22 protein-coding genes, 5 tRNA genes and 1 other RNA gene are annotated in these 25,954 nt (G+C 37.1%); 13 read left to right on the top strand and 15 right to left on the bottom strand.

The genetic code is table 11. The features are described 5' to 3' along the window. Positions 1-11: 11 nt before the first annotated feature. From B9T35_RS09070 to B9T35_RS09045, 6 genes are all read right to left on the bottom strand, one after another. A tRNA-Gln gene (locus B9T35_RS09070) sits at positions 12-86 on the bottom strand. A gap of 30 nt (positions 87-116) precedes the next feature. Continuing rightward, a tRNA-Gln gene (locus tag B9T35_RS09065) sits at positions 117-191 on the bottom strand. 40 nt (positions 192-231) lie between these two features. Continuing rightward, positions 232-306 (bottom strand) — tRNA-Gln (locus B9T35_RS09060). A gap of 1 nt (position 307) precedes the next feature. Beyond that, on the bottom strand, positions 308-1,138 hold the full coding sequence (gene ispE / locus B9T35_RS09055; protein WP_086190790.1) for a 4-(cytidine 5'-diphospho)-2-C-methyl-D-erythritol kinase: 831 nt from the start codon (positions 1,136-1,138) through the stop codon (positions 308-310). A 21-nt stretch (positions 1,139-1,159) separates the two neighbouring features. Further along, complete coding sequence (gene lolB / locus B9T35_RS09050) at positions 1,160-1,765, bottom strand: lipoprotein insertase outer membrane protein LolB (RefSeq protein WP_086190789.1); 606 nt, start codon at positions 1,763-1,765, stop codon at positions 1,160-1,162. A 9-nt stretch (positions 1,766-1,774) separates the two neighbouring features. After that, entirely contained in the window at positions 1,775-3,487 is a 1,713-nt protein-coding gene (locus B9T35_RS09045) for a tetratricopeptide repeat protein (RefSeq protein WP_086190788.1), read from the bottom strand. A 78-nt stretch (positions 3,488-3,565) separates the two neighbouring features. Between B9T35_RS09045 and hemA the strand changes: the two genes are divergently transcribed. Continuing rightward, complete coding sequence (gene hemA / locus B9T35_RS09040; protein WP_086190787.1) at positions 3,566-4,852, top strand: glutamyl-tRNA reductase; 1,287 nt, start codon at positions 3,566-3,568, stop codon at positions 4,850-4,852. Between the two features lie 12 nt (positions 4,853-4,864). On the opposite strand, the gene B9T35_RS09035 is transcribed toward hemA, so the two are convergent. Together B9T35_RS09035 and B9T35_RS09030 are read right to left on the bottom strand one after the other, a co-directional pair. Then, positions 4,865-6,775 carry a DNA primase gene (locus B9T35_RS09035; protein WP_086190786.1) on the bottom strand — a complete coding sequence of 637 codons (1,911 nt, stop codon included), beginning with the start codon at positions 6,773-6,775 and terminating at the stop codon, positions 4,865-4,867. Between the two features lie 122 nt (positions 6,776-6,897). Further along, positions 6,898-7,923 (bottom strand): outer membrane protein assembly factor BamD, encoded by a 1,026-nt coding sequence (locus tag B9T35_RS09030; protein ID WP_086190785.1) that lies wholly within the window; start codon positions 7,921-7,923, stop codon positions 6,898-6,900. A 71-nt stretch (positions 7,924-7,994) separates the two neighbouring features. On the opposite strand from B9T35_RS09030, the gene rluD reads away from it, so the two are divergent. The 4 genes from rluD to B9T35_RS09010 all read left to right on the top strand — a co-directional run bounded on the left by rluD (position 7,995) and on the right by B9T35_RS09010 (position 12,585). Continuing rightward, entirely contained in the window at positions 7,995-9,047 is a 1,053-nt protein-coding gene (gene rluD, locus B9T35_RS09025) for a 23S rRNA pseudouridine(1911/1915/1917) synthase RluD (protein WP_086190784.1), read from the top strand. Between the two features lie 213 nt (positions 9,048-9,260). Continuing rightward, the gene (gene pgeF / locus B9T35_RS09020) at positions 9,261-10,007 is read left to right on the top strand and encodes a peptidoglycan editing factor PgeF (RefSeq protein ID WP_086190783.1); all 747 of its coding nucleotides are present in this window, start codon (positions 9,261-9,263) and stop codon (positions 10,005-10,007) included. A gap of 141 nt (positions 10,008-10,148) precedes the next feature. Continuing rightward, positions 10,149-10,700 carry a flavodoxin family protein gene (locus B9T35_RS09015; protein ID WP_086190782.1) on the top strand — a complete coding sequence of 184 codons (552 nt, stop codon included), beginning with the start codon at positions 10,149-10,151 and terminating at the stop codon, positions 10,698-10,700. Positions 10,701-11,004: 304 nt separating this feature from the next. After that, a complete protein-coding gene (locus tag B9T35_RS09010) occupies positions 11,005-12,585 on the top strand; it encodes a hypothetical protein (RefSeq protein WP_213033363.1) in 1,581 nt (526 codons plus the stop codon). Between the two features lie 58 nt (positions 12,586-12,643). On the opposite strand, the gene smpB is transcribed toward B9T35_RS09010, so the two are convergent. Then, positions 12,644-13,120 (bottom strand): SsrA-binding protein SmpB, encoded by a 477-nt coding sequence (smpB, locus tag B9T35_RS09005; protein WP_086190781.1) that lies wholly within the window; start codon positions 13,118-13,120, stop codon positions 12,644-12,646. Between the two features lie 142 nt (positions 13,121-13,262). Between smpB and coaD the strand changes: the two genes are divergently transcribed. From coaD to B9T35_RS08985, 4 genes are all read left to right on the top strand, one after another. After that, a complete protein-coding gene (gene coaD / locus B9T35_RS09000) occupies positions 13,263-13,754 on the top strand; it encodes a pantetheine-phosphate adenylyltransferase (RefSeq protein ID WP_086190780.1) in 492 nt (163 codons plus the stop codon). Between the two features lie 3 nt (positions 13,755-13,757). Continuing rightward, positions 13,758-14,021, top strand: coding sequence for a YfhL family 4Fe-4S dicluster ferredoxin (locus tag B9T35_RS08995; protein WP_086190779.1), 264 nt, complete (start codon positions 13,758-13,760; stop codon positions 14,019-14,021). Between the two features lie 28 nt (positions 14,022-14,049). Continuing rightward, an RNA gene (gene rnpB / locus B9T35_RS08990) (RNase P RNA component class A) lies at positions 14,050-14,426 on the top strand. A gap of 65 nt (positions 14,427-14,491) precedes the next feature. Then, positions 14,492-14,568 (top strand) — tRNA-Met (locus tag B9T35_RS08985). Between the two features lie 288 nt (positions 14,569-14,856). Here B9T35_RS08985 and B9T35_RS08980 read toward each other — a convergent pair. Further along, positions 14,857-15,741, bottom strand: a complete 885-nt coding sequence (locus B9T35_RS08980; RefSeq protein WP_086190778.1) for an RDD family protein — start codon at positions 15,739-15,741, stop codon at positions 14,857-14,859. A 176-nt stretch (positions 15,742-15,917) separates the two neighbouring features. Beyond that, the gene (locus tag B9T35_RS08975) at positions 15,918-16,322 is read right to left on the bottom strand and encodes a hypothetical protein (protein WP_416202433.1); all 405 of its coding nucleotides are present in this window, start codon (positions 16,320-16,322) and stop codon (positions 15,918-15,920) included. A gap of 163 nt (positions 16,323-16,485) precedes the next feature. Between B9T35_RS08975 and B9T35_RS08970 the strand changes: the two genes are divergently transcribed. After that, positions 16,486-16,562 (top strand) — tRNA-Met (locus B9T35_RS08970). A 187-nt stretch (positions 16,563-16,749) separates the two neighbouring features. Here B9T35_RS08970 and B9T35_RS08965 read toward each other — a convergent pair. The 3 genes from B9T35_RS08965 to B9T35_RS08955 form a co-directional block, all read right to left on the bottom strand. Then, the gene (locus B9T35_RS08965) at positions 16,750-17,787 is read right to left on the bottom strand and encodes a hypothetical protein (protein ID WP_086190776.1); all 1,038 of its coding nucleotides are present in this window, start codon (positions 17,785-17,787) and stop codon (positions 16,750-16,752) included. Between the two features lie 5 nt (positions 17,788-17,792). Next, on the bottom strand, positions 17,793-19,418 hold the full coding sequence (locus tag B9T35_RS08960) for an NAD+ synthase (RefSeq protein ID WP_086190775.1): 1,626 nt from the start codon (positions 19,416-19,418) through the stop codon (positions 17,793-17,795). Between the two features lie 358 nt (positions 19,419-19,776). Beyond that, positions 19,777-20,277, bottom strand: coding sequence for a hypothetical protein (locus B9T35_RS08955; RefSeq protein WP_086190774.1), 501 nt, complete (start codon positions 20,275-20,277; stop codon positions 19,777-19,779). A gap of 430 nt (positions 20,278-20,707) precedes the next feature. Here B9T35_RS08955 and B9T35_RS08950 point away from each other — a divergent pair, with 430 nt between their 5' ends. Genes B9T35_RS08950 through B9T35_RS08940 form a run of 3 tightly spaced genes read left to right on the top strand, consistent with a single transcriptional unit; the run spans position 20,708 to position 24,309 of the window. Beyond that, complete coding sequence (locus tag B9T35_RS08950) at positions 20,708-21,664, top strand: metal-dependent hydrolase (protein WP_086190867.1); 957 nt, start codon at positions 20,708-20,710, stop codon at positions 21,662-21,664. A 39-nt stretch (positions 21,665-21,703) separates the two neighbouring features. Then, the gene (locus tag B9T35_RS08945; RefSeq protein ID WP_086190773.1) at positions 21,704-22,552 is read left to right on the top strand and encodes an SDR family NAD(P)-dependent oxidoreductase; all 849 of its coding nucleotides are present in this window, start codon (positions 21,704-21,706) and stop codon (positions 22,550-22,552) included. 17 nt (positions 22,553-22,569) lie between these two features. Beyond that, positions 22,570-24,309 (top strand): flavin-containing monooxygenase, encoded by a 1,740-nt coding sequence (locus B9T35_RS08940; protein ID WP_086190772.1) that lies wholly within the window; start codon positions 22,570-22,572, stop codon positions 24,307-24,309. A 312-nt stretch (positions 24,310-24,621) separates the two neighbouring features. On the opposite strand, the gene gltA is transcribed toward B9T35_RS08940, so the two are convergent. Next, complete coding sequence (gene gltA / locus B9T35_RS08935; RefSeq protein ID WP_086190771.1) at positions 24,622-25,896, bottom strand: citrate synthase; 1,275 nt, start codon at positions 25,894-25,896, stop codon at positions 24,622-24,624. Positions 25,897-25,954 lie beyond the last annotated feature (58 nt).

The following is a 25,954-nucleotide window of genomic DNA, read 5'->3' as shown; positions in this document are numbered from 1 at the left end:
TTGAAATAAACTGGCAGGGGCGGCTGGATTCGAACCAACGGATGCCGAGATCAAAACCCGGTGCCTTACCACTTGGCGACGCCCCTAAATTCGATGTGTTATTTTGATGAAAGTAATGGCAGGGGCGGCTGGATTCGAACCAACGGATGCCGAGATCAAAACCCGGTGCCTTACCACTTGGCGACGCCCCTAATACTTTACTTTAAAACAAACATCTACAGATGAAAATAATGGCAGGGGCGGCTGGATTCGAACCAACGGATGCCGAGATCAAAACCCGGTGCCTTACCACTTGGCGACGCCCCTATCATATAACGTTAAAGTGATTTAAAGGTGATTCATTTAAACTATTGACCAAGTAAACTTTACAAGGTGAGTGATTTAAAATCTCATCAATATTCATATTTACCGTTACTTCAGTAAAAACACAAGCACCTGTACCTGTAAGTTTTGCAATACCGAACTGATCTAAATATTGCATTGCTTCATCGACTTCTGGATATAAACTTCTTGCCAATGGCTCAAAGTCATTTCTGAAATCAGATGGCTTTATCTGATAGGCGCAAAATTTAGTAGGCTTCGTGTTTCTTGTCAATGTTTTTTGTGAAAAAAGCAGTTGAGTGCTGATAAAACAATCAGGTTTGAGCACTATGTATTGTTTTTGATCTAAGTCTATGAATGTTAAGTGTTCACCAATGCCTTCCGCCCATGCATTTTTTCCATGTACAAAAATAGGAACATCTGCACCTAACCGCACACCCAATTCAGCAAGTTGAGTTTTATTTAGCCCACATTGCCAAATCTGATTGACCACAATCAATGTTGTTGCAGCATTCGATGAGCCGCCACCCAAACCTGCACCCATCGGAATATTTTTTTCTATGCTGATTTTTAAACCTGTTGGCTGTTTTGCATAAGGTTTTAAGATTTTTGTGGCTTTATAAATGAGATTTTGTTCTAGCTCGACGTTGCTTAAACCATCAATCGAAATATCAGCGTCATCTGTTTGAGTGAATTCCAACCAATCGAATAAATCAATCAGCTGAAAAATACTTTGTAGTTCGTGATAACCATTTTCACGACGCCCAGTAATATGTAAAAACAAATTTAGTTTTGCTGGAGAGGGAACACGAATCATAGACTTTAAGACTTAAATGGATTAACGATTTTGAATGACCATTGTAATACGGTTTTCTTTACCAGACTCAAGCTGTTGTTTCAAAATGAGCTTATTCGGCAGCGTAGCAGATTCATTGTAAGTTAAGTCTACAATCCAACCATCTTCATCTATTTGAGAAATACGTTGTGCTGTATCTTTCTGTATTTTGGCTTCTTTGCTGGCAGGTCTTGCTTGAACCCAATCAATAATATGGGTAATTGGTGCAACCCAACCTGTTGCTTGCTCTAATAACTCTTCTGGTGTTTCCGCAGTAATTTCACCTGTTTTTGAGCTATTCAACGTGACTTGCCCAGGGCGACCCTCAATAATCGTTTTACCCATCCCTAAAATACCAGACAATTGAATATCAAAATTGTCTTGATCCTGTGCCCATGTATAGAATGCGCTGCCTGATTGTTGCGGTGTTTTAACCCCAATTTTCCCTTGCAAATTAAATTGATTTTTAGGCGTTTGAGTCGCAGTTTGGTCTGTAGATGATTCAAGAATTGGTGTGGTATTGACAGGTTTAACCACTTGTTGACAACCAGTAAACGCTAAACTTGCTGTTGCAGTGAGTGCGAAAATAAATTTATTCAAAATTTGCATGAAAGGTGCTTAACTCTTTTTTAAGTGCTGAGGTAACAATAGCGAATCTAATTGATCTAATTGAGGATCTTTCGGATGATTTTGTTTGAGTTGTTGTAACACATCATTAAATTGCGTCAATGCGCCTTGCATATACAAAGATTTGGCATAACGTACCCCAATATTGATGCTGTGACTTAATGTGTAGGCTTTCGCCAGTACTTGAGATGATGTTTCAAAATCATTCTGTAAGAATGTGATATATCCCAAAGTATCTAAAATAGAGGCTTGTTCAGGTGCATATTCTAGTGCATGTTCCGCATAGGTGCGTGCTTCGTCTAATCGGCGATTTTGCAATGCCAATGTGTATGCGTATGCATTGAGATAAGCAGGGCTATTCGGTTCTAATAGTAAAAGCTGTTTTAATGCTTTATCAAGTTGATCACGGTCTTGGAAAGGATCAAGCAATAATACTTCTGAATAGAGAATTTCAGGATCATCAGGTAGATTTTTAACAGCTTCAGTCAATAGTCTTAACGCGGCTTTCTTATTGCCCATTTTTCTGAGAATTTCAGCTTGGGCTTGATAAAGAAAACTGGCATGTTGTGGATAATTCACGCGTTCTTGAGTTAAGAAACGAAGCGCATCATTCAATTGACCTTGTTTGTCATAAATTGAAATTAAGTTACGACGTGAAACGGTATATAAATTACCATCGACCAAGCGATAATAGGCTTTCGCTGTTTCGTAATGTTGTTTACGTTCAGCATTGACCGCTAAATAAAAATAAGCATCATTTTGATATTGGGCTGAATAGCGTAATTCAACTAAATATTGTTCTGCTTGATCATAATGTTTCAAATCAATAGAAGTTAAGCCTGCGATAAACAGGGCTTCTTCAGCATCAGGCCAATTCTTAATGATCTTTTCTAATTTAGTCAGCGCAAGTTCTGACTGATTGATTTTGATTAAATAACGAACCTCAGCCAAGCGAACATCTAAATTATATTTGTGCTTTTTACTACTTTGTTCGTACCATTTTAATGTCGCTTCTTGATCACCCAATGCAGTGAGCAAGTTGGCTTTCATGAGAATAAATCCCGTTACTTTAGGGCGCTTGCGTAGCGCTTTATTCACTGTTTTTAAAGCTTGTTCAATTTCATCATTTTGAGCTTCTAAGCCTGCAATGAGAATTAGAACGGAAGGATTATCTTTTTCTTTACTGGTCCGTAAAGTATTTAATAAGTTTTGACGATCTTCTTCTGAATCTGGGGAAATACCTGCCAAAATTTTCTCTAAATCGGCATTGGGATCAATCGTGAGGATACTATCGAGTGTTTCCGCAGCAAGTTCATATTCATGTGATTTGAGTGCAATATGTGCCAAATAAAATTTTGCAGGGACATCTTCAGGTTCTTGAACCACCCAATGTGTCGCAATATCCAGTGCTGAACGTAAGTCATTTTGCTCAATAGCCACATTTAAAGCACGTTGTTTGACTGCCGTTGAACTACTACGAATAGCAAGCACAGTGTAGTTATGTAGTGCGGTAGCGGTGTCACGATATGCCAAAGCGAATTCGGCAATCATGCTTTGTTTTATTGCATCTGTATTAGAATTAGCATGATATATTTCTCCAGATGCTCTAATATGAGCACTCGAAGCCATGCTACCGACAAGTAAGAATGTGGTAGAATACTGCCTAATTGTCGTACCGTTGATTCGCCCATTCGTTTGACGCAATTTTTCTTTATCCAAGTAATGCTTTTTATGACACCGATATTGCACAATAGCATAAATTTAGCGAAATGATGATCTGATATGTCTTTCTTTGCATTAGGTGTCAATCATCAAACTGCCTCTGTCGCGCTTCGCGAGCAAATTGCATTTAATCCCGAAAGGTTAAAAGAATTACTTGCTGAGCAAAACCATCACCAAAATTTAAATGATATGGTGGTGGTCTCTACGTGTAATCGCACAGAAGTCTATGCTATGGCAGATAATGCTGACATGGTACTAGATTGGCTCGCACGTACAAATGGTCTTGATGTAAAGCAATTATTAAATCATGTATATCGTTATGAAAATGCTGATGCTGTCACCCATCTGATGCGTGTTTCTAGTGGTCTAGATTCGCTCATGTTAGGTGAGCCTCAAATTTTAGGTCAGGTGAAAACGGCATTGTCTTTAGCAAAAGATGCAGACGTTGTTTCGGGTAGTCTAAATCATATTTTTGAATATGCATTTTACGCTGCAAAGCGTGTTCGTTCAGAAACAGCCGTCGGTAGCCATGCTGTTTCTATGGGCTATGCGGTTGCTCAGCTTGCCTTACAAGTGTTTAGCAAACCTGAAAAGCTCACCGTGATGGTGGTTGCAGCAGGCGAAATGAATAGCCTCGTTGCTAAACATTTGGCTGAAATGGGTGTTGGTAAAATTTTAATTTGTAACCGTGGGCAAGAGCGTGCCGAACATTTGGCGCAGGAAATTGCACATCGTGTTGAAGTTGAAGTCATTCCATTTACAGAGCTGGCAAATAACTTACATCGTGCCGATGTCATTTCAAGTTGCACAGGAAGTTTACATCAAGTTATTTCATTTGCAGATGTGAAAACAGCACTCAAAAAACGTCGTTATCAACAAATGCTGATGGTCGATTTAGCTGTACCTAGAGATATTGATTCTAAAGTAGAAAGTTTGGATGGTGTTTATTTGTACGGTGTAGATGACCTACAAAGCGTGATTGATGATAATTTGGCACAACGTAGACAAGCTGCGGTTGAAGCTGAAGTCATGGTCAATCAACTGGTGACACAGCTTATTACCAAACAACGAATTAATGACGCAGGTAGTACTATTCATCGTTTTCGCGAACATGGTGAGCAACAGAGTCAGCTTGAACTTGCACAATCTTTAGCGCGTATTCAAGCTGGAGAGGATGCTGAAAAAGTTTTGCAAGATTTCGCACATCGTTTAACACAAAAACTACTTCACCCGACGTCAATGTTGCTACGTAATGCAGCAGAGTCGGATGAAGTTTCACATTTTGAATGGTTACAAGAAAATTTAGATGATATTTTTAAAAAACAACGTCAGCCGAAAATAAAATAAAAATACTTAAATCTAACTATGCACCAATTTTAAACCAATTTTTTTGGTGAGCTCATTCAACTGTTGGCGTAAATTTCGAGATTCACTCAGTGAAATAGGTGCTTTAAGCTTCTGTCTCAAATAGCGTTCTTGTAGTGCGAGAGAGTATTCTGAAGCAAGTTTATCCGCCATTTCAGGTGCTTGAGTGAGGTTCTGAATATTGGTTCGGTGCATGATTTCAGAAAGTTCAAGATGATAAGCACTACAAGCTCCTAAAATATAATAGGTCGCTAATTCTTGATCATCAGGCAAATTATCAAAGATTTTATCAAAAGTCGTTAAAATCTGTGCCAAAAGCTCATCAGGATGAATAAATGCGCGTAGAACTTCAAAATGGATATATAAAAAGGGATGTTGCATTAAGATTGCGACAGCAAAATCTTCATCTTTAGTGCGAATATTAAAAGATAAAGAGGCATCTAAACTGATTTGAGGTTGCCATTTTTTATTAAAGCCCAGTTTTTCTCTAAAGAACTGGCGTAATAAATAGCGATAAGAACCCTGTTTAGGTAGTAGTTCTGTCAGTTGATTCAGTTCCGCCATCACCTGACTTTTACCTTCAGGTGTGGTGATTTCATATTGCTGGCTGAGTAGCGCAAAGACAAAGTCAGAAAGGAGCGGGGCTTGTTGCCACTCTTTTTGAAAAACTTCGATGCCTTCCTTACGAATTAAAGAATCTGGGTCATGCTCTTTTGGCATCACAAAAAACTTGAGTTCACGACCATCATTGAGCAATGGAAGGGCTATTTCTAATGTTCTACGTGCTGCTTTTTGTCCAGCCGCATCACCATCAAAAGCAATGGTGATTTGATTGTTCTGTTTAAATAAAATATTTAAGTGTTCGGTATTACTGGCTGTTCCAAGCGTAGCAACTGCACCGAAAATGCCATATTGCTGTAAAGCGATGACATCCATATATCCTTCAACCATGAGCCAATCATGCGCTTTCTGCTTGCGACCTTCATATAAACCATAAAGCAATTGGTTCTTATGAAACACTTCGGAGTCTGGAGAGTTGATATATTTTGGTTTAATTTCATCATTAAGTGCACGACCACCAAAGCCAACAACGCGACCCTTTGCATCACGAATGGGAAAAATGACACGATCACGGAGTAAGTCAAAATCTCGACCACTATCACTAGAGCGAATCAGACCGATGAGTTTTAAACCTTCAATATCTTGAGGAAATGCTTTTTCTAGATGCTGCCAGTCTTCAGGTGCATAGCCTAAACGCCAGTATTGTAATGTTTCAGCACTTAGACCCCGTTTTTTAAAATACTGCTGAGCAACTTGACTATTGGGTAATTGGCGCTCATAAAATTGTGCGACATTTTCCAATAAGTCATATAAGTTGCCCTCTTGTTGCATCGGCTCATGAATATTGATGCTGTGATTATCATCAAATTGAACTGGATCAAAATCTGGGTATTGCTGAAAAGCTTCAAAAGGATCAGCTTCGAAATGAACACCTGTATTTTTAGCACTCGTCGTCGTAGGATCTTGAGCAACATGAGTGGGTGGATTATCTTTTTTAGGTAAAGCTTTGGGTGTTTCTCGTTTATAGGACAGTTTTGAATTGTCTTGATTATCTTTGGGTAACTCTATGCCCGTTTGGTTCGCAAGGTCTTTCATCACATCAATAAAGTTGCGACTTTCAATATCCATTAAAAAACGAATAGCATTACCATTGGCTTGGCAGCCAAAGCAGTGATAATACTGTTTATCGCGATAGACGTGAAAAGAAGGCGATTTTTCTTGATGGAACGGACAGCAACCTGAATAGGTACGACCTGTTTTTTTCAATTTCACGCGTTGACCAATTAAATCGACAATGTCTGTGCGATCTAAAATTTGATCTATCGTATGCTGTGGAATTGCCATAGAGAAAAGCCAAACTAGAATTTGAGATAAACGATCAGTAAGTTTAACGTAGTTTCGGCTTTAAAAATATCTATGCAAAAAAAGACGGGTAAAAACCCGTCTAATTTTTTACTGTATATGGTTTATTGATTACGTTGAGCATCATGTAAGCTTTCATTCGCTGGCGCATAGTCACCTGAATTGGTTTGACGATCAGGACGATCTAATAAACCAAGGGTCATACGATTTAACCAACTGTGTTCAGCTTGAGATGAAGATTCTTTGCTTGCTGTTTTTTCTTCAGCTTGAGCTTTATCACTACGACCAAGAACACCTAAAGTCGCTTTATTCCACCAGCTACCGTCTTTACGAGCAGCACGTAAATTAACTTCACCATTTGATTTAACAAGGTTTGGATAATTCAATTTAAGTACATTGGTATACTGCTGAGCAGTTGCTGTATCGCCTAGTTTTTCATAGCTATAGGCCATGGTTGCCAATGCTTCAGGAACTTGTGGAGATTGTGGGTAATGTTCAACAACCCATTGCGCACGCTCTACAGCAGCTAACCATGCTTTACGTTTAATGTTAAAGCGCGCTGCATTCATTTCACTTTCAGCCAATTCTTGACTGATAAACTTCATACGTTGAGCCGCATCAACCGCATATTGGCTACTTGGGTAGCGACGGATAAAGTCAACAAAATTTTGATATGAAACTTTAAGATAACTGACATCACGGTGTGCTTGTTTAAGTGATGTATAACGAAGCAAACTGTCATAGTTTTGCTCCATATTGGCTACACCACGAATATAGTATGCATAGTCCACATTTGGATGTTGCGGATTCAAACGAATAAAGCGATCGGCAAGTGCAATCGTACCTTCATAATCTTTTTGTTTAAATTTAGTGTAAAGCAAGTCAAGCTGAGCTTGTTGAGAAAGGTTGCCTGTTGGATAGTAGGTGTCAATTGCTTCTAGTGATTTTGCAGCATCGCCATATTGTCCACGATCCAATGCTTTCTGAGCTTTATCAAAATAAATTTTTTCGCTAGATTGTGGACCAGTATCAACAACTTCCTTCTTAGGATTGCTGCTACAGCCCACTAAAGCCGTTGCTAAACTTAAAGATAATGCAAGCATCGTAACTTTAAAATGTGGTAGCGACATAAAAATTCCTCTGTTTATACGGGCAATAGGCTACAATTGCGCTATTAAACCACTTTTGTCCGAATGAGCAAATGACTTCAGCACAATCTTCTAATTCTAATTCCCCAGAAAATGATTTCAATTTACTTGAAGATTCTGAGGATGCAGATAATCATACTTCGGCTCCAACTGCAACACGTTTATCGTTGCAATTTCAACTGGATGAAAGCTATTTAGGTCAACGTATTGACCAAGTTGCTGCGACCGTCTGGAATGACTTTTCACGTGAGAAACTTAAGCAGTGGATGAAGGATGGCCATTTGTTGGTAAATGGTAACATCGTCAAACCAAAATACAAATGCGAAGGTAATGAAACACTGGCGCTTGACGTAGAGTTGGAAGCTCAAACTACAGCACAACCTGAAAATATTCCTTTAAATATTATTTATGAAGATGATGACATTATCGTCATTAATAAGCCTGTCGGCATGATTGTACATCCAGGTGCAGGTAATCCAAATGGTACATTAGTCAATGCATTGCTTTATCACTACCCTAAATCTGTGGAATTGACGCGTGCAGGCTTAGTGCATCGTATTGATAAAGATACCAGTGGTTTATTGGTGGTTGCAAAAAACTTAGAAGCGCAATTCTCACTGAGCAAACAACTTGCCAAAAAATCGGTTTATCGTATTTATGACTTAATTTGTTATGGCACGATGATCGCTGGCGGTACCATTGATGAGCCAATTAAGCGTCATCCAGTGGATCGTGTGAAAATGGCGATTTTACCGGGCGGTCGTGATGCGGTAACACATTATAATGTGAAAGAGCGTTTCCAAAACTTTACCCGCGTACAAGCACAGCTTGAAACAGGCCGTACTCACCAGATTCGTGTACATTTTACATACATTGGTTTCCCATTGGTTGGTGATCCTGTTTATGTCAGTCGTGTAAAAGTTCCTGCGGGTGCTTCTGAAACGCTGACGACGAAATTGCGTAGTTTTAAGCGTCAAGCATTACATGCAACTAAATTGGGTCTAGTTCATCCGAAAACAGGCGAAGAAATGATGTTTGAAGCGCCATGGTCTGATGATTTTATTGAGTTGTTAGAAGTTTTACGCACTGAAAATAAAGCCTATTAACCAGATGTTAAAAAATCTTAATCTTTGAAAAGGGTTCTCTCTACGAAACTATTTTAATGGTGGTTTTTTTGAGAGAGTCCTTTTTAGATTAAAATAAATGATTAAATTTCTTGCATAACGCCTCTTTATTTTGCCTTACTAGGAAAAAAATAAAGAGGTTATTAATGCTTATGCACGAGATCTAAATTTATCTTTTGAGTTGAGTGAGAATATATGCAATTTGTTCAGGGATTACCTCAGGGCGTATATGTTGGACAGACTCATATTCATCACCCTAAAGCTTTAGCATCGAGACAACCTGAATTAGCAGGATTTAATCTGGCTTTGCATGTGCAAGATGATCCTCAGCGTGTGCAACAACATCGTATGATTTTATTGAATGAATTTTCTAAATTCGGTGTTAATAAAATGACTTGGATGACCCAAACGCATAGTACGATTTGCCACACAATTAATGATGAGATTACCTTTGAAGCTTTAATTGGCGATGGTCTCGTCACTCAGCGTACAGCACATGCTTTGATGATGATGACAGCAGATTGTTTACCTGTGGTCTTAGGCAATGCTCATGGTACTGAAATTGCAAATTTGCATGCAGGTTGGCGTGGTTTAGCAGGTGGAATTATTGAAAATACCATTGATGAAATGACGACTCAGCCGACTTGGGCTTGGTTAGGGGCAGCAATTAGTCAGCCTTGTTTTGAAATTGGGCAAGAAGTAAAAGATGCATTTTGTTTAAAATACTCTGGGCTTGAAACTGCCTTTAAAGGAGGTGAGCAAGCAGGAAAATTTTATGCAGATTTGTATGCAATCGCTCGATTTATTTTAAACAAGCAAGGGATTGAAGCCGTATTGGGGGGGGATCAGTGTTCATATACACAAGCTCAAGATTTTTATTCATATCGCCGTAATGCGGAAACAGGGCGCATGGCAACCTTTGTTTTTATGCAAAATATTTAATTAGATTGTGATTTGAAAACGCAATCGTAAATCAATTTTAAGATACTGTTTTTAAATAAGTTTAAAGGGCTTCAATGAAGTAATGAATGAACTCTCTTAAATAATGTTAAACTTGGGCGAATTTGTTTATTTTTAATTGATATGTCTTTGTCTGCTAAATCTCTCGCGATCGTTTATCACAGTCCATATGGTCACACTGCAAAAGTTGCAAGCTTTATTGCTCAAGGTGCTGAAACAATGGGTGTTCGAGTTCATAAAATGGATATTGAGCATATTGATTGGGATGTGCTTGATCAGGTAGATGCCATTATTTTTGGTACACCGACCTATATGGGTAGTGTGACCGGTCCATTCAAAATGTTTATGGATTCAACCTCAAGACGTTGGAAAGACCAGCAATGGAGAGGAAAACTTGGTGCTGCTTTTACAAATTCAGGTGGCTTAAGCGGTGATAAACTTGCGGTTTTACAACAAATTAATATTTTTGCCATGCAACATGGCATGCTGTGGTCAGGTCTGCCTTTAATGCCTACAGGAATTAAACCAACAGATTTAAACCGTATGGCTGGTTATTTAGGCTTAATGACGCAGTCAGATAACGCACCTGTAGAAATAACACCACCAAGTGGTGATTTAGCAACAGCAGTGTGGTTTGGTGAATATGTGGTGGGTGTTTTACATCGATTAAAATAAATTTAAATTTTTTATTATCATTTTTAGATGAGTTGTCATAGAAGATGCTAAATCTTAATAGAATTGACATCTTTAATTGATCATTTCCTCTATATTTTAAAATTACAATGTATTTTTTTGTTAAATACTTTTATTACAAATAATTTTGTTAATGAGTGAGTTATAACGTAGCACTTTTTTTAAATGAGAATATTGTGATGTATTTCATCTGATTGTCATAATTTGCCAATAATTCCTTAAATTTTTCTTAAATAATAACTATAAATTTATAAAACATAGATAAATAATAAAATGGAGCAAAAGAATGCGACTGAAGCAAAATTATAATTCAATTCTTGGACTATTGGGTATATCTCTATTTTGTTCAAGTATAGTGCAAGCGGTTGAGCCACAATTAATAAAAATGAGCGATAGTGAGCTTTCGGAGATTAATGGTCAAGCATTAATGAGCTTAAGCTATTTGGCGCCTCAAGATACAAACAATCCAATGAAAAATATTCAAGGTGCAAATAATATTGGTTTCTATAAGTTAGGTTTGGAAGGCGAGTTAGAACTTAATGCAAATATTAGAAACCTTCAATTAGGTTGTGGTGGTGCAAATGGTGTAGGTGCATGTGATATTGATATCAAAAATTTATCATTAAGTGGTTTACCTGATTCATATGATGCAAATGGAGCACCTGTATTTAATAATGGTCGCGCATCAACAAGTGGAAAAATAACCAATCCATTTATGGAGTTTGCTATTAGTAATCCTAACTCTGCTTCTTTAAGAGAGGTTAAAGGCTTACGTTTTAGTGCAGAAAAAATTCAGGCATTGCTCTCAGCAGGCTTGGATAATAATCCTGTGGCATCTACAACAGACGGAATTCAAAGGCTTAGCGGTTTTATGCAAATTGCAGGAACTTCAGGTACAGCTAAAACTCAAGAAACTAAATTTGGTTTAGCGAGTAAAGAGCCTGGTGCAGGAGTTAATGATCAGCAATTACAGGGATATGCTGATCTACATGTATGCGCATTATTTTGTATTCTTCCCATAGCAGATACTAATATTCGATTTGTGAGTAGAACAGGTTCAGATAGTACAGGTATTACGGTTCCTTCAGTATCAGCAAATTTTAATTTAGATCCTTTTGTTGTGAATGGCGTACGTAAAACGGATGCGGAAATCTATAATATTAAAACACGGTTAGATTCAATACCTATTGCTGCTAATGGTGCTGCAGCATACCCAAGCTCTATGTTTGCAAATGACCAACTTCGAGTTGATTTATTCTGTGATGCACCCGGAAAAAGTTATGGGTGTGGTTTAGTTACAGCTCTAAAACCTAATGCAAAATTTAAAATGGCAGAAGGCTCAGCTATTCAAAATTTGAATTTGAAAATTGATTTTGTTCAATCTTTGAGTATGTTCCACAATATTCCTTTAACAGGAACTGGGGGATATTTATCTATGCAACGTATGGCTTTAATTTGGCCTGGAGCTAAAGTTGATAGTGCAGATTCATTATTGACAAATTTAAGTTCAATGTCAGAAAAAACAGATGTTGCACAACCAGGCTGGTGGATGTCTTTCAATGACCCTGTACAATTGGGTAAGCTTAATGTAACTCAACCAATTGTTTTAGATAATGGTACTTTAAAACAAGTTGCACAACGGGTAACAGAAACATTGTTAACGCTTGGTCCGAATACTCCTAAGGCTGAAGCTAATGGTTTGGGTGAGCTAATTAGTCTTTTAGCTGATCAGCCTTTATCATCAAAAATAGTCGCGGATTTAAATTCATCTACATTAAATAATCCTGTTTATTTGAAATTGCAAAATCAACAATTGACAAATCAAGCAGTAAAGTCAAATTGTTACGGTGGTTTAAAATTTTGTTAGGCTAGCTTGAAATAAAAAACCTCCAATTGGAGGTTTTTTATTTCTTAAACATTTAAACTTATTTATGGAAAATCCGTGCTTTATCACGTTGCCAATCACGATCTTTTTCTGTAGCGCGTTTATCATGCAATTGCTTACCTTTAACTAAGGCAATTTCAATTTTGACCAAACGTCCTTTCCAGTAGCAAGCCAAAGGTACACACGAATAACCTTTTTGGTTGACTGCACCTAAAAGTTTTTCCAGTTCACGACGAGAAAGCAGTAATTTGCGGGTACGTGTTGCCTCAGGAACCACATGTGTAGATGCAGATAATAAGGGCTGAATTTGTGCACCAAATAAGAAAGCTTCATTATTTTTAAATAAAATATAACTTTCAGTAATCGTCATACGACCTGCACGTAAAGACTTTACTTCCCAGCCTTGAAGAGAAAGCCCAGCTTCAAATTTTTCTTCAATAAAAAAGTCGTGGCGTGCGCGTTTGTTTTGCGCAATAGTGCCGCCATTATGTTTTTTTACAACAGTCGCGTTTGCCATAATTTAAAAAATTCCAATATCAAGCCTATTGTGCCCCAAACTGGGCATAAGGTGAAGTAATTTCAAAATTAAGGAGCATCTTCGCTCTTAATCAAGTTTTTGCTAAACTATACACCTACATAACAAAGCAGAGTATAAATGGATGTCTAAAACTCGTGTCATCTATCCAGGTACATTTGATCCAATTACCAATGGTCATGTTGATTTGGTTGCCCGAGCATCAAGAATGTTTGATGAGGTTGTGGTCGCAATTGCAATTGGGCATCATAAAAATCCCGTTTTTAGCTTAGAAGAACGTGTAGCACTCGCAAAAACCTCATTAAGTCATTTACCCAATGTCGAGTTCGTTGGATTTGACGGTTTGCTTGTCAATTTTTCACGTGAACAAAATGCAACAGCAGTGTTGCGTGGACTTAGAGCTGTATCTGATTTTGAATACGAATTTCAACTTGCGAATATGAATCGTCAGTTGGATCATGAGTTTGAAACTGTATTTTTAACACCATCTGAACAATTTTCATTTATTTCATCAACGATGGTTCGTGAAATAGCACGCTTAAAAGGCGATGTGAGCAAATTTGTGCCACAATGTGTTGTCGAAGCGTTTCATCGCAAGCATCAACAAGGCTGGTAGTGTGTGTCTTTATATATAACAGATGAATGCATCAATTGTGATGTGTGTGAGCCTGTATGCCCCAATGAAGCTATTTTCATGGGGGAGGTGATTTATGAGATTCACCCCAATTTATGTACAGAATGTGTGGGGCATCATGATGTTCCACAATGTCAGTTATTTTGTCCTGTCGATTGTATTCCGCTTGATCCAAATCATGTGGAAAGTGAGGATGTGCTTATGGATAAATATAAAAAACTGATTGCTCAAAAAAGCACAAGCAATTGAGCTAAAAGTTTGCTAATATGCGCCCCTTGAGGTGAGCTAGACGATCGCTGCTGTGGAGATCTTCGTGATTGAAACAGGGGAGGAAAGTCCGGGCTTCATAGGGCAGGGTGCCAGGTAACGCCTGGGCGGTGAAAGCCGACGGCAAGTGCAGCAGAGAGAAGACCGCCTTCATTAACGTTTCTTTTCGGAGAAATGGAAGGTAAGGGTGAAAGGGTGCGGTAAGAGCGCACCGCGTGTCTGGTAACAGTTCACGGCAAGGTAAACCCCACCAGAAGCAAGACCAAATAGGAATCCTGAGGCACGGCCCGTGCTGGATTCGGGTAGGTCGCTTGAGCGTACGAGTGATTGTACGCCTAGAGGAATGATCGTTCACGACAGAACCCGGCTTATCGGCTCACTTCATTTGAATTTTATTTTAAATAGCGCTTGACGTTGTATTGTTTACAGTAGATAATGCGCGCACTGTTTTAGGCTATGTAGCTCAGCTGGTTAGAGCACAGCACTCATAATGCTGGGGTCACAGGTTCAAATCCCGTCATAGCCACCATTTTTATAGACCACGTTTCCAAAAACGTGGTCTTTTTTTATCTTAAATTTAATAAAGAATGAAAAACATTCAAGTTTTTATATTGAATAATGAGATATAAAAATTTTTATTAAGCGATTGTTCTTTTTTACTCTTTAAATAGCTTTATTTTAGATATTAAACTTAGTGCTGCGTATAAGATGTTCCAATGATGGGACTTCTTGCACCAAGCTCTTATTTATCCTTTTTATAAGCAAAAGATAAAAATATTGATACAAGAAGCTTATTCTATGTGTTCGTGAGCTTTCATCATTTCTTCAGATGAGATAATACCAAGTCTTTCTGATGCAATACGACATATAAACCAAATTGACCCACAGAATAAATGTGAGCATTGATTTTACTCACGTTGGGTAAATTTTGTTGCTGAACTGAGTTTTCAAGTTTTTGTTGGAAATTGACGTTATTTACAAGTGATGGATCATTCACATAGATATTCATCGCGATATTTTTTTCAGTATTGTCTATTTCATTTTTTGCACGTACATGTACGATTTGTTCATCTGATTGAATATTGTCGACCAAGGCATGAAGCATAGGGTCATTATTTTGCTGAAAAAGCGGATTGAGTCTTAAAAATAAAATAACAGCAATAAATACAATAAGAAAAAGAAAATGATATTTCCAAATGGTTTCACGTTCCGCAGGTGCTTTGCGTGAGTCTATAACGATGCTATTGACGAGAAGGTCATGTAAGCTTTGCTTGGTATTTCGGTTAAAAATAAAAAGATAGAAAAGGCTTGCTCCAATCACCGTTAAAACAGAAATTAAAGCCACTTTCATAGGGAAAGAGCCCACCCAATAAAATAAAGAGGATAGGCAAATCGGAAACAAAAAAATAAGTGCGCGTATTAACGATTGAATAACAGGGAGATAGGCATTATTGGTTTTAACGACGCGAATACCTAATAGGCTTTTCCCGATGGAACGCCCTTTGGTCATGGTGCTGTCTAAAAACCCGAAATAGAGCGAGACAAAGCCAAATCCCAATAAGGTAAATAAAATAGGCTTGTGATAATAATAGTCATCAATAAACAAGAAGATGAGCGTACTTAAAAGGCACAGTAGAATGGCATCAATAAAAAATGAGAAAAAGCGACGATCAAACCCTGCAATATCATGTTTAAGATGCATTTTCACGACCTAAGTTAAAAGTTGTTATTCATATTTAAATTATTTATACGCTGAAATCATTGCATCATGGCTCTAAATTTTTATTGGTGTAAAATTTAAAAATGAATGCGCCATTCATACAATACATTTTAATGATTAAATCATAATCAACAAAGATTTAAACTTATTTTTGGTAATTATTCACAGTGAATTAATTGAGTATCTAATTTTATTTTGGGGAATTGCTGATTGTATCGAGTTAAAATTTTACTTTGTTCATCACCAAAAATTTGTTTTTGTAATGCTGTAATTTTTTTCTCGCTCACATGAGCGTATGCACAATGCATTGCTATTGAATTTTCTTTTGCAATCTCAAATTTTTCATTCTCAGGAATTTGATCAATATGGACTAATTTTTGCTGCGCTTTACTTAGTTGAGCAAGGCTGCGTTTTTGTTGCATACTCAGCATTGGTTGCTGATTAATCCATTCTGCAACATCACGACGAACACCATTATAGTCAACGAAGATCGGGCTAATGAGTTGGCATGCCGTTAATGTCGTGGCACATGCTAAAGTTAAGATAAGTTTTGATTTCATCATCATCTTGAATAATTATTTATATTTTTCTATTGTGCCGAATAAAATTAAAGAAATATGTATTAATTTTAAACATCTATGCATTAATTGATTAAAGCATGAGCGTTAGAGCGTAACGAGACTTGACGCACCTACAAGAAATTTAGATAATGCCCGCATAGTTTAAGGCTATGTAGCTCAGCTGGTTAGAGCACAGCACTCATAATGCTGGGGTCACAGGTTCAAATCCCGTCATAGCCACCATTTTTATAGACCATGCTCACTGCATGGTCTCTTTTTTTGTGCAAAATAAAAATACAGACTCTAACAATATATCCCGTAGGTTTTGACTGTTTGTGAAATGTGAATAATATTCTATTGGCAGTAAAAAATGACCCATTGATTTAGATCACTTAGTAAGTCATATATTTTATTGCTCTGTTCAGTTTATCTAAGCTTTCTCTGCTAAATAATTTTCAATAAATTGATGAGTCAGCTCATCCAGATAGAAGGGCGCAATCAGTGATTGAATAATATCATCCAATAAACCGTGTTGTTCTAAAGCATTTAGGCTGTATGGCGCAAATCGCATTGCTTCTATATATAAGTCATTTTCATTCAGACCAACAGAATGAAGCAGCTCTTGAAGCGTATATTCACCAAAATAACTATAAAAAGCCTCTACAACATTCAGGATAATCTGTTGCATGTATTTTGTTTGGCGCAGTTCTTTCCATGTTTCATAAACCAGAATAAAAAACTCTTCAAAGTCTATCGATTGGAGTTGAGAAAAGGTTTCTTTTAAAGTTCTTTGCTTAATATCAGACCATAAATGTAGGCTAATTTCTGCAAGTTCTTCATTAGGTAATAAAATAATATGACCAATTTGTTTTAACAATGCGTGAGCAAGTTGCTGTTCAAGCTTGAGCTCGATATTGTGTTGCTGATCTTGTAGAAAACCAATCACTTTTGAACCAATTCCTTGTGCTTTTACATTCACTTTTCGTAAATGATCTAACCAAGGCGTATTATTTTCTAAAATCTGATTGGCGAGTTGTAAGCTCACGTGTTTAACATGCGGATTATCTTGTAAATTTTCTTTAATGTAGTGTCGAACTTGTTCGAGTTCAAGAATTTTATTCAGCCATAATTCAAAGGATTCATCTGAAAGTAAATCATTAAATTGAGTTTGACTATGTACAGCAAAATGATGAATTTTTTGTGCAATAACACCAATAAATTCTAAAATATCTGCGCCTAAATTAAGTTCAAAGGCATATTTTTGTACTACAGCTTGCAGTTGCTCAAGTTGGATAATGTCTTTGAGTAAGATTTTATCTGCTTGATGATAAACTTGGTGAATAAACTGTTGCAGATAATTGTTATTTTTAGAATTTAATAATTGAGCCTTAGTGAAACGAACCTGCTCAAGCAAAAGTGCTTGAGCAAATTCTTGGGCAAAGCTCGATTGAGCAGATGCTTTATCCATAAGGATTAAACACCTGGTTTCCAGCCATTTACAATGGGATAGCGACGTTCACGGCTAAAAGCACGTGAGCTAATACGCGGACCAATTGAGCCTTGACGGCGTTTGTATTCATTGCGATCAACCAAATGAATCACTTTCTCAACCACTTCTTTGTCAAAGCCTTTTGAGATAATGTCATCTTGACTCATATCTTCTTCAATATAAGCATAAAGAATCGCATCAAGTACATCATAAGCAGGTAAAGAGTCTTGGTCTTTTTGGTCAGGACGCAATTCTGCTGAAGGTGGACGTGTAATCACACGTTCAGGAATCACAGGCGTTTCACTGATGCTGTTACGATATTTTGCCAATTCAAAAACAATCGTCTTATAAACGTCTTTCAATACAGCAAAGCCACCAACCATGTCACCATAAAGTGTGCAATAGCCAACAGCAAGTTCAGATTTATTACCTGTAGAAAGCACTAAGTTACCGAATTTATTCGATAAACCCATCAATAATGTGCCACGTGCACGCGCTTGAAGGTTTTCTTCAGTCGCATCAGCAGGTGAGTTTCCAAAGAATGGGAACAAAGTCTGCATAAAGCTATTTACGATTGGGTGGATTTCGGCAATACCAAAAGTCACGCCCATACGTTTCGCTTGCTCAGTTGCATCTTCTACACTAATTTGTGATGTGTAGGTATAAGGCATCATAACAGCTTGCACTTTATCAGCGCCAATAGCATCAACAGCAATGGCCAAAGTCAAAGCAGAATCAATTCCGCCTGATAAACCAAGAATGACACCAGGGAAACCTGAACGTTGCACATAGTCACGTGTTGCCATGACTAAGCTTTGGTAGATTTCAGCCATCGTATCTAAAGCAGGTGCAGGAGCAACCGCTTTATAGGCTTTATTCTCAATTTCATAATCAATGATATAAAGGTCTTCTTTAAAGCTAGGTGCTTGGAAAGCCACTTCACCATTGTTATTGATGATGAAACTTGTACCATCAAAGACTAAATCATCTTGCCCACCGACTTGGTTGCTATAAACCAAATGTAGGTTTAATTGCTTTGCAAGTTCTTTTAATGTGAGGATACGATGCTGTGGTTTACCGACTTCATAAGGTGAAGCATTCAGAACCAATACAGTTTCAACATTTAATTGTGCAAGTTGCTGAACAGTCTGAAGTGACCAAACATCTTCACAAATTAAAACGCCAAATTTATGACCTAAATATTCAAATACAAGATGTTGATGACCTTCGTTAAAATAACGTTTTTCATCAAATACACTATAGTTGGGTAAGTTTTGTTTGTTATAAACGCCTAAAACTTGTCCGTCTTTCATCACTGCAGCAGAATTATAGCGTTGACCATCTTCAGCATTATTCACAAAGCCAAAAACCATCACGATATCTTTCACAGAAGCCAGTTGTTCAAAAGCTTGTGCAGTACGTTTGGTTAAGCTTGGGCGTAATAATAAATCTTCAGCAGGATAGCCAATCGTTGAAAGTTCTGGGAAAACAATAATATCCGCATTTTGCTTTTTGGCTTGGTTAGCTTGTTCAATCATACGTTGAACATTTAATTCAATATTGCCAACATATGGAGAGAATTGCGATAAGGCAATTTTATAACTTTTCATTTAAACTAAATCCTATTCCTATAGGGTAATATGTACACAACATACTGATTTGTATATGTATAGTTATTCAGTCGTGTGTAAATCGACACTTCAAATACTGCCCAAAGGGCGGAACATAAAATATTCAATGAATGATTGAAAAATCTTTATTTTTTGCAAGGCAAAAACTACAGACATTGAGTATTTTATATAAAAAAATTTCAGATGCTAGAGATAAAAAATATTATTAAACAGTATCCTGTTGTAATAACGAATTTAGAGTATTTTTTTGATAAAAACTAGTGAGTTTTGTAGGCTTATTGCATGTAAAAATTGTATAAATATCATTTGATGAATATTTCATCAGTTCATATTTATTTCATAACTTAGTTGTGTTTATTAAGATGATATTATCAATCCGCTTTAAAAAAATATCTTTCGCAATATCACCTTGTTGTTCAATATTATAATCAAAATAAGCTTTATTCGCTTGAAGTGTGTAGTGATAAGGATTGTATTTTCCTAAGCTAAGATATAAAGCAGTTTGTAAAAATGCGCCTTTGAGAAAGACATTAATATGCTGTTGATATTGATAAATATGCGCCATTTCATGAACAAAAATAGATTGATAAGATAAATTTTCTTTCGAAAAGTCGTCAATATAATCAGCATTTTTTAAGTGGATATAACCCGTGGGTGCCATCAATACGCCTACAGGTTGCCAAGGTAAAAAAGGATGATTCATCACTTTCACTTGATCATAATCAATTAAATCTGCAAACACCTGTTTTGCAATATGAATTTCGCCTTCTGTAAGCGGACGATATTTGAATCGATCTAATTTGAGTAGCTTATAAAGAAAAAAATGAACACCGAGCATGGAGTAAAACCACTTATTGATGTGAATGAATTATACATTACGTTGCTTATGTTAACGATGCATATCGGTAAAGGTTGTTTTTCAAAGAAATAATAAAATTTTGTACAGTGATCATGAACTTATTTTTGATCATAAAAGCTTATTGAATCATTATTTTAGATCTTTGGCTTAACATTATATAAATTAAAAATGCAAAAACTCTTCAAATGTATTATAAAAGTGTGACTTGTGAATCGTTTTCATTGGATTGTCAGACAGTTTTATCAAATAGTCATAAAATGCTAATTGTTTGATCTGAAATGCTATAACAAGTTTAAAAAAATAGCGTAATTTTTATATATTGAAATAGAGTTTTTACTCAAAAGAGCGTTCGTATATTCAGGACTGAATTCGAATGATCAATAAATTGAATAAAGAGTATACCGTTATGATGATGATAACCAAACCTTTTAAAAAGTCAGTTGCTAAGATTTTTGCTGCTGCGCCATTCAGTCTGGAAAACCAAGCTGCAATTATTCCGATTCGTCATTTACATTTAGACTTTGATTCTAAAACATTGGATGATAGGTTCTATCTGAATGCAGAACAGGCAAGTGCTTATTTTGCGTCTCTTTCGATCTTCCTTACATTTGGTGAAGATTTGGTGATCGATACTGCACGTTATCATCGTGATTTAATTAAAGATCCACTACTTAAACAACGTGTAACTTCATTGATTGGTCAGGAAGCATTGCATTCTAAAGTACATGAAGATTTAAATGATGCATATTTGGCACGCGGTTTGCCTGTAAAACTGTTCCGTTTCTTGGCGGGTCTAGTATTTGAATATGGCTTAAATCGTTTACCACAACCGATGAAATTGTCATTGATGGCAGGAATTGAGCATTTTACGGCGGTACTTGCTGAATACATGATGAATCATGAAGATATGTTCTTTAAGTCTCAAGATGAAAAACAACGTGCGATTTGGATGTGGCACATGTTAGAAGAATCTGAGCATAAGGATATTGCTTATGATGTTTATCAGCACTTATCTAATAATTATGCATTGCGTATTGCAGGATTTTTCCCAGCATTAATTACAATCCTAGGGTTAATTTCAGCAGCTTCTCTAATTGTACCTATTTACCGTGAACCGAAAAAGTTGTTCAGTTTGGCGCATTGGAAAGATGTGCGTAGAAGTGCAGGTTTAATGTTTGGTTTAGAAGATGGCGTGTATGGTAGTAGTTGGAAACATATTTTTGACTATTTACGCCCTGATTTTCATCCAAATGATCATGATACTTCAGCATTTTTAGCATATTACAAAGAAAGATTGTTAAATCCAGTAGATGGTATTTTAACGCCTTATATTACTAAGGAATTTACACCTAAGCTTAAAGTGTAAAGTTAATTAAGTTATTAAAAAAATAAATGGAATAAATGAATGGGAATTTTTTCAAAAAAACACAAGCCAACTCAGAATGCTTATGCTGTAGTTACTGGTGCAGGTAGTGGAATTGGACGTAGCTTTGCAATGGAACTTGCAAAGCGTGGTGGGGCAATTGTTTGTGCAGATATTAATTTAGATGCAGCAAATGAAACAGTGAAATTGATTCAGTCACAAACTTCAGGCAAAGCTTTTGCTGTGAAGTGTGATGTGGGGAATAAAGATCAAGTCAAAGCACTTGCAGATGAAGCAGAAGTATTACTCGGTCATCCTGTAACATTGGTAATTAACAATGCAGGTGTAGGCTTAGGCGGTAAGTTTGATGAAGTGTCATTAGATGATTGGCAATGGTGTATGCATGTGAATCTTTGGGGCGTGATTCATGGTTGTCACTATTTTGTACCGAAGTTTAAAAAACAGGGCTATGGCGCAATTATTAACGTTGCTTCGGCAGCAGGGTATACCGCAGCACCTGAAATGACAGCCTATAATGTGACTAAATCGAGTGTTTTGGCACTCTCTGAAACACTTTCAGCAGAGTTGCGTAAAGATAAAATCAGTGTGAATGTGCTTTGCCCAACACTTGTACCGACCAATATTATGAAAAATGGTCGTTTGCCAAGTCATTATTCAGGGCTTGCAGATAAGTTACTGATGGATCATGCATTTACTACCAGTGACAAAGTTGCCATTAAAACCTTGAATAATTTGGATGCAGGTAAGTTGTATACCATTCCACAGCCCGATGCAAAACTGTTCTGGTTAATGAAGCGTGCTTCACCAAGCCTATATGCAAAAATGCTGGGCATTGGTTATCCAATATTTAATAAATACCTTAAGAAATAAGAATTGAGAACATAGAGATGACAACTGAAACAACATTGGATCTTGCACCAGAAGAAAAGATCGAGAAAAAAACAGCGGCTGAAAAAGTTGAAACAGAACAAACAACATCATCAGTTAAAATAGTTGGTGATGTAGTAAAACCTGAAATTGTAAAAAAACCAGTTGAGCCAAAAGCAGAAGTGAAAGTTGAGCCGAAAACGACTGAAAAACCTGAAGTAAAAGCAACAGAAAGTGAAAAAGCTGGTACTGTGCAAAAAGATGAAACTGCACAGCAAAAAGCACTTGTTCAGAAACAACCAGTACCTGTACATGTGTATGACACGATTGTGGTGGGTGCAGGTGTTTCAGGGATTGCTGCAGCACATAAAATGAATCAAGTCGGTTATGACAATTATATCGTACTTGAAAAAGCCAGCCGAGTCGGTGGTACGTGGCGTGATAATAATTATCCAGGTTGCGGTTGTGATGTTCCTTCAGCTTTATATTCCTTCTCATTTTCGCCAAGCCATAAATGGAGCCACTTATTCGCGAAACAACCTGAAATTCTGACCTATTTGGAAGAAGTTGTTGAGAAATATAATCTAGGTGGAAAGATTGAGTTCAATAATGAGTTGATCAGTGCAAAGTGGGATGAGACAAAAGGTATTTGGAATTTAGAAACATCTAAAGGTTCTTATCAAGCTAAAACAGTGATTTTCACTACAGGTCCAATTACAGAACCATCATTACCGAAATTAAAAGGTCTTGAAACCTTTAAAGGTGAGATGTTCCATTCAGCACGTTGGAATCATGATTATGATTTAACAGATAAGCGTGTTGCTGTGATTGGTACAGGTGCATCTGCAATTCAGTTTGTTCCACAAGTACAACCTTTAGTGAGGGAATTATTTGTATTCCAACGTACTGCGCCGTGGGTATTGCCAAAAGCGGATATGGATTTAAATGATACTGCTAAAAGTATTATTGGTCGTTTCCCAATCATCCAGAAAACTTGGCGTAACAGCATTGCACAGATTTTAAATGGTATTAATTTTGGTTTACGTAATCCTAAAATTTTAAAACCGATTAATGTGATTAGCCGTCAGTTGTTACGTTTACAAATTAGTGATGATCAGTTACGTAAAAATGTAACGCCAAATTTTGATATTGGTTGTAAGCGTCTATTGTTCGCAAACAACTATTATCCTGCATTACAACAAGACAATGTAAGTTTGATTCCGCATGGTTTGGTTGAAATTGATGGTAATACGGTTATTTCTGCAAATGGTGAGCGTCATGAAGTCGATGTTATTATTTGGGGAACAGGTTTTGAAGTGTCTCATCCTCCAATTGGAAAGCGTGTAAGTGATGCAAATGGTAAAATCCTTGCTGAACGCTGGAAAGATAGTTCGCCTGAAGCTTATTTAGGTACCAGTATTGAAAATGTACCGAATGCATTCTTGGTCTTGGGGCCAAACATCTTGGTTTATGATTCATTCATTGGGATTGCGGAAGCGCAAATTGGCTATATTGTGAATGGTCTTTTGAAAATGCGTGATCAAAAATTCCCGCGTTTTGAAATTAAGAAAGATGTTGTTGATTATCATAATGTGAAATTACAGAAGCATTTGAAAACGACAGTATTTAATGCAGGTGGCTGTAAGTCTTATTATCTTGATGAAAATGGTCGTAACTTTGCAGCATGGCCTTGGTCATTGAATGAGTTAAGAAAACAACTGAAAGAGTTGGATTTAAATAATTATAATGTTAAATCTTAATTATTTAATTTGATACAAAAGCCCTGATTTTTCAGGGTTTTTATTATTTTATGCTAAAACTAGATTAAGGAGTTCATTGGGCTTCGTATATCAAATCCTTTGCTTTAGTGAGACTAATGTTGACGTAAGTTATTTGGAATGGTTTAGGGTTTAAATGTAGATGATTGATTATGTTTTGAGAATAAGGTGAGCTTATTTAGTTTTTAAGTGAATAGGACGAAAGATAATGTTAAAGCTATCTCTCTGAAGTTTTTAGGTATAAAAAACCACCCCGAAGGGTGGCTCTTTTGTTCAGTCAGAACGCGAAACGAATTAACGTTTGATGTCGCGTTGAACTTCACCAGTATAAAGTTGACGAGGACGACCGATTTTGTAAGGACCGCTGTGCATTTCTAACCAATGGCTGATCCAGCCAACAGTACGTGCAAGTGCAAAGATTACCGTAAACATTTCTGTTGGAATACCAATCGCTTTAAGGATGATACCTGAGTAGAAATCTACGTTAGGGTAAAGTTTGCGTTCAATGAAGTACGGATCGCTTAATGCGATACGTTCTAATTCCATTGCAAGTGCAAGTTGTGGATCGTTAATACCAAGCGCGCTAAGAACTTCATCACACGTTTCTTTCATTACTTTAGCGCGTGGATCGAAGTTTTTATAAACTCGGTGACCGAAGCCCATAAGTTTAACTTCTTTCGTTTTAACTTTTTCCATGAAGCCAGCAACGTTTTCAACGCTACCAATTTCATCAAGCATTTTCAGTACAGCTTCGTTTGCGCCACCGTGAGCAGGTCCCCAAAGTGCAGCAATACCCGCAGCGATACATGCATATGGGTTAGCGCCAGTAGAACCAGCTAAACGTACTGTAGACGTAGAAGCATTTTGTTCATGGTCAGCATGAAGTGTGAAAATACGATCCATTGCTTTCGCAAGGATTGGATTAACTTTGTAATCACGATCTGCTGGTGTAGAGAACATCATATATAAGAAGTTTTCTGCATAGCTTAAATCGTTACGTGGGTAAACGAACGGTTGACCCACTGTATATTTGTACGTCCAAGCCGCTAAAGTTGGAATTTTAGCAACTAAACGAACAGCAGTGATTTCACGATGGTCAACATTTTCAACGTCAAAACCATTGTGATAGAACGCAGATAACGCACCAACAACACCGCACATCACCGCCATAGGGTGAGCATCACGACGGAAACCATTAAAGAAACGGCTGACTTGGTCGTGAACCATTGTGTGGTTGCGTACTTTGTTTTCGAAGTCTGTTTTTTGTTCAGTAGTTGGAAGTTCACCGCTTAACAAAAGGTAGCAAGTTTCAAGGTAAGAAGCTTGAGTTGCAAGTTGTGCAATTGGATAACCACGGTGTAAAAGAACACCTTTATCACCATCGATGAAAGTGATTTTAGACTCGCATGCAGCTGTAGCCATAAAACCAGGATCAAAAGTAAAGTGACCTGAGGCCAACACATCTTTAACGTCGATTACATCTGGCCCCAATGTGCCGCTGTAAATTGGTAATACAATTTCTTTGCCATCGAGCTGTAATACGGCTTTTTTGCCAGTTGCTTCAGACATTTAATCGATCTCCTGTCCTGGTGAATATTTTATCTAACTCGCAGTTTCATTTTTTAAT

It is taken from the genome of Acinetobacter sp. ANC 3832 (genome assembly GCF_002135415.1).
Classification (GTDB): domain Bacteria; phylum Pseudomonadota; class Gammaproteobacteria; order Pseudomonadales; family Moraxellaceae; genus Acinetobacter.
The sequence above is the reverse complement of the archived record's forward strand: the minus strand, read 5'-3'. Positions and strand labels throughout refer to the sequence as shown.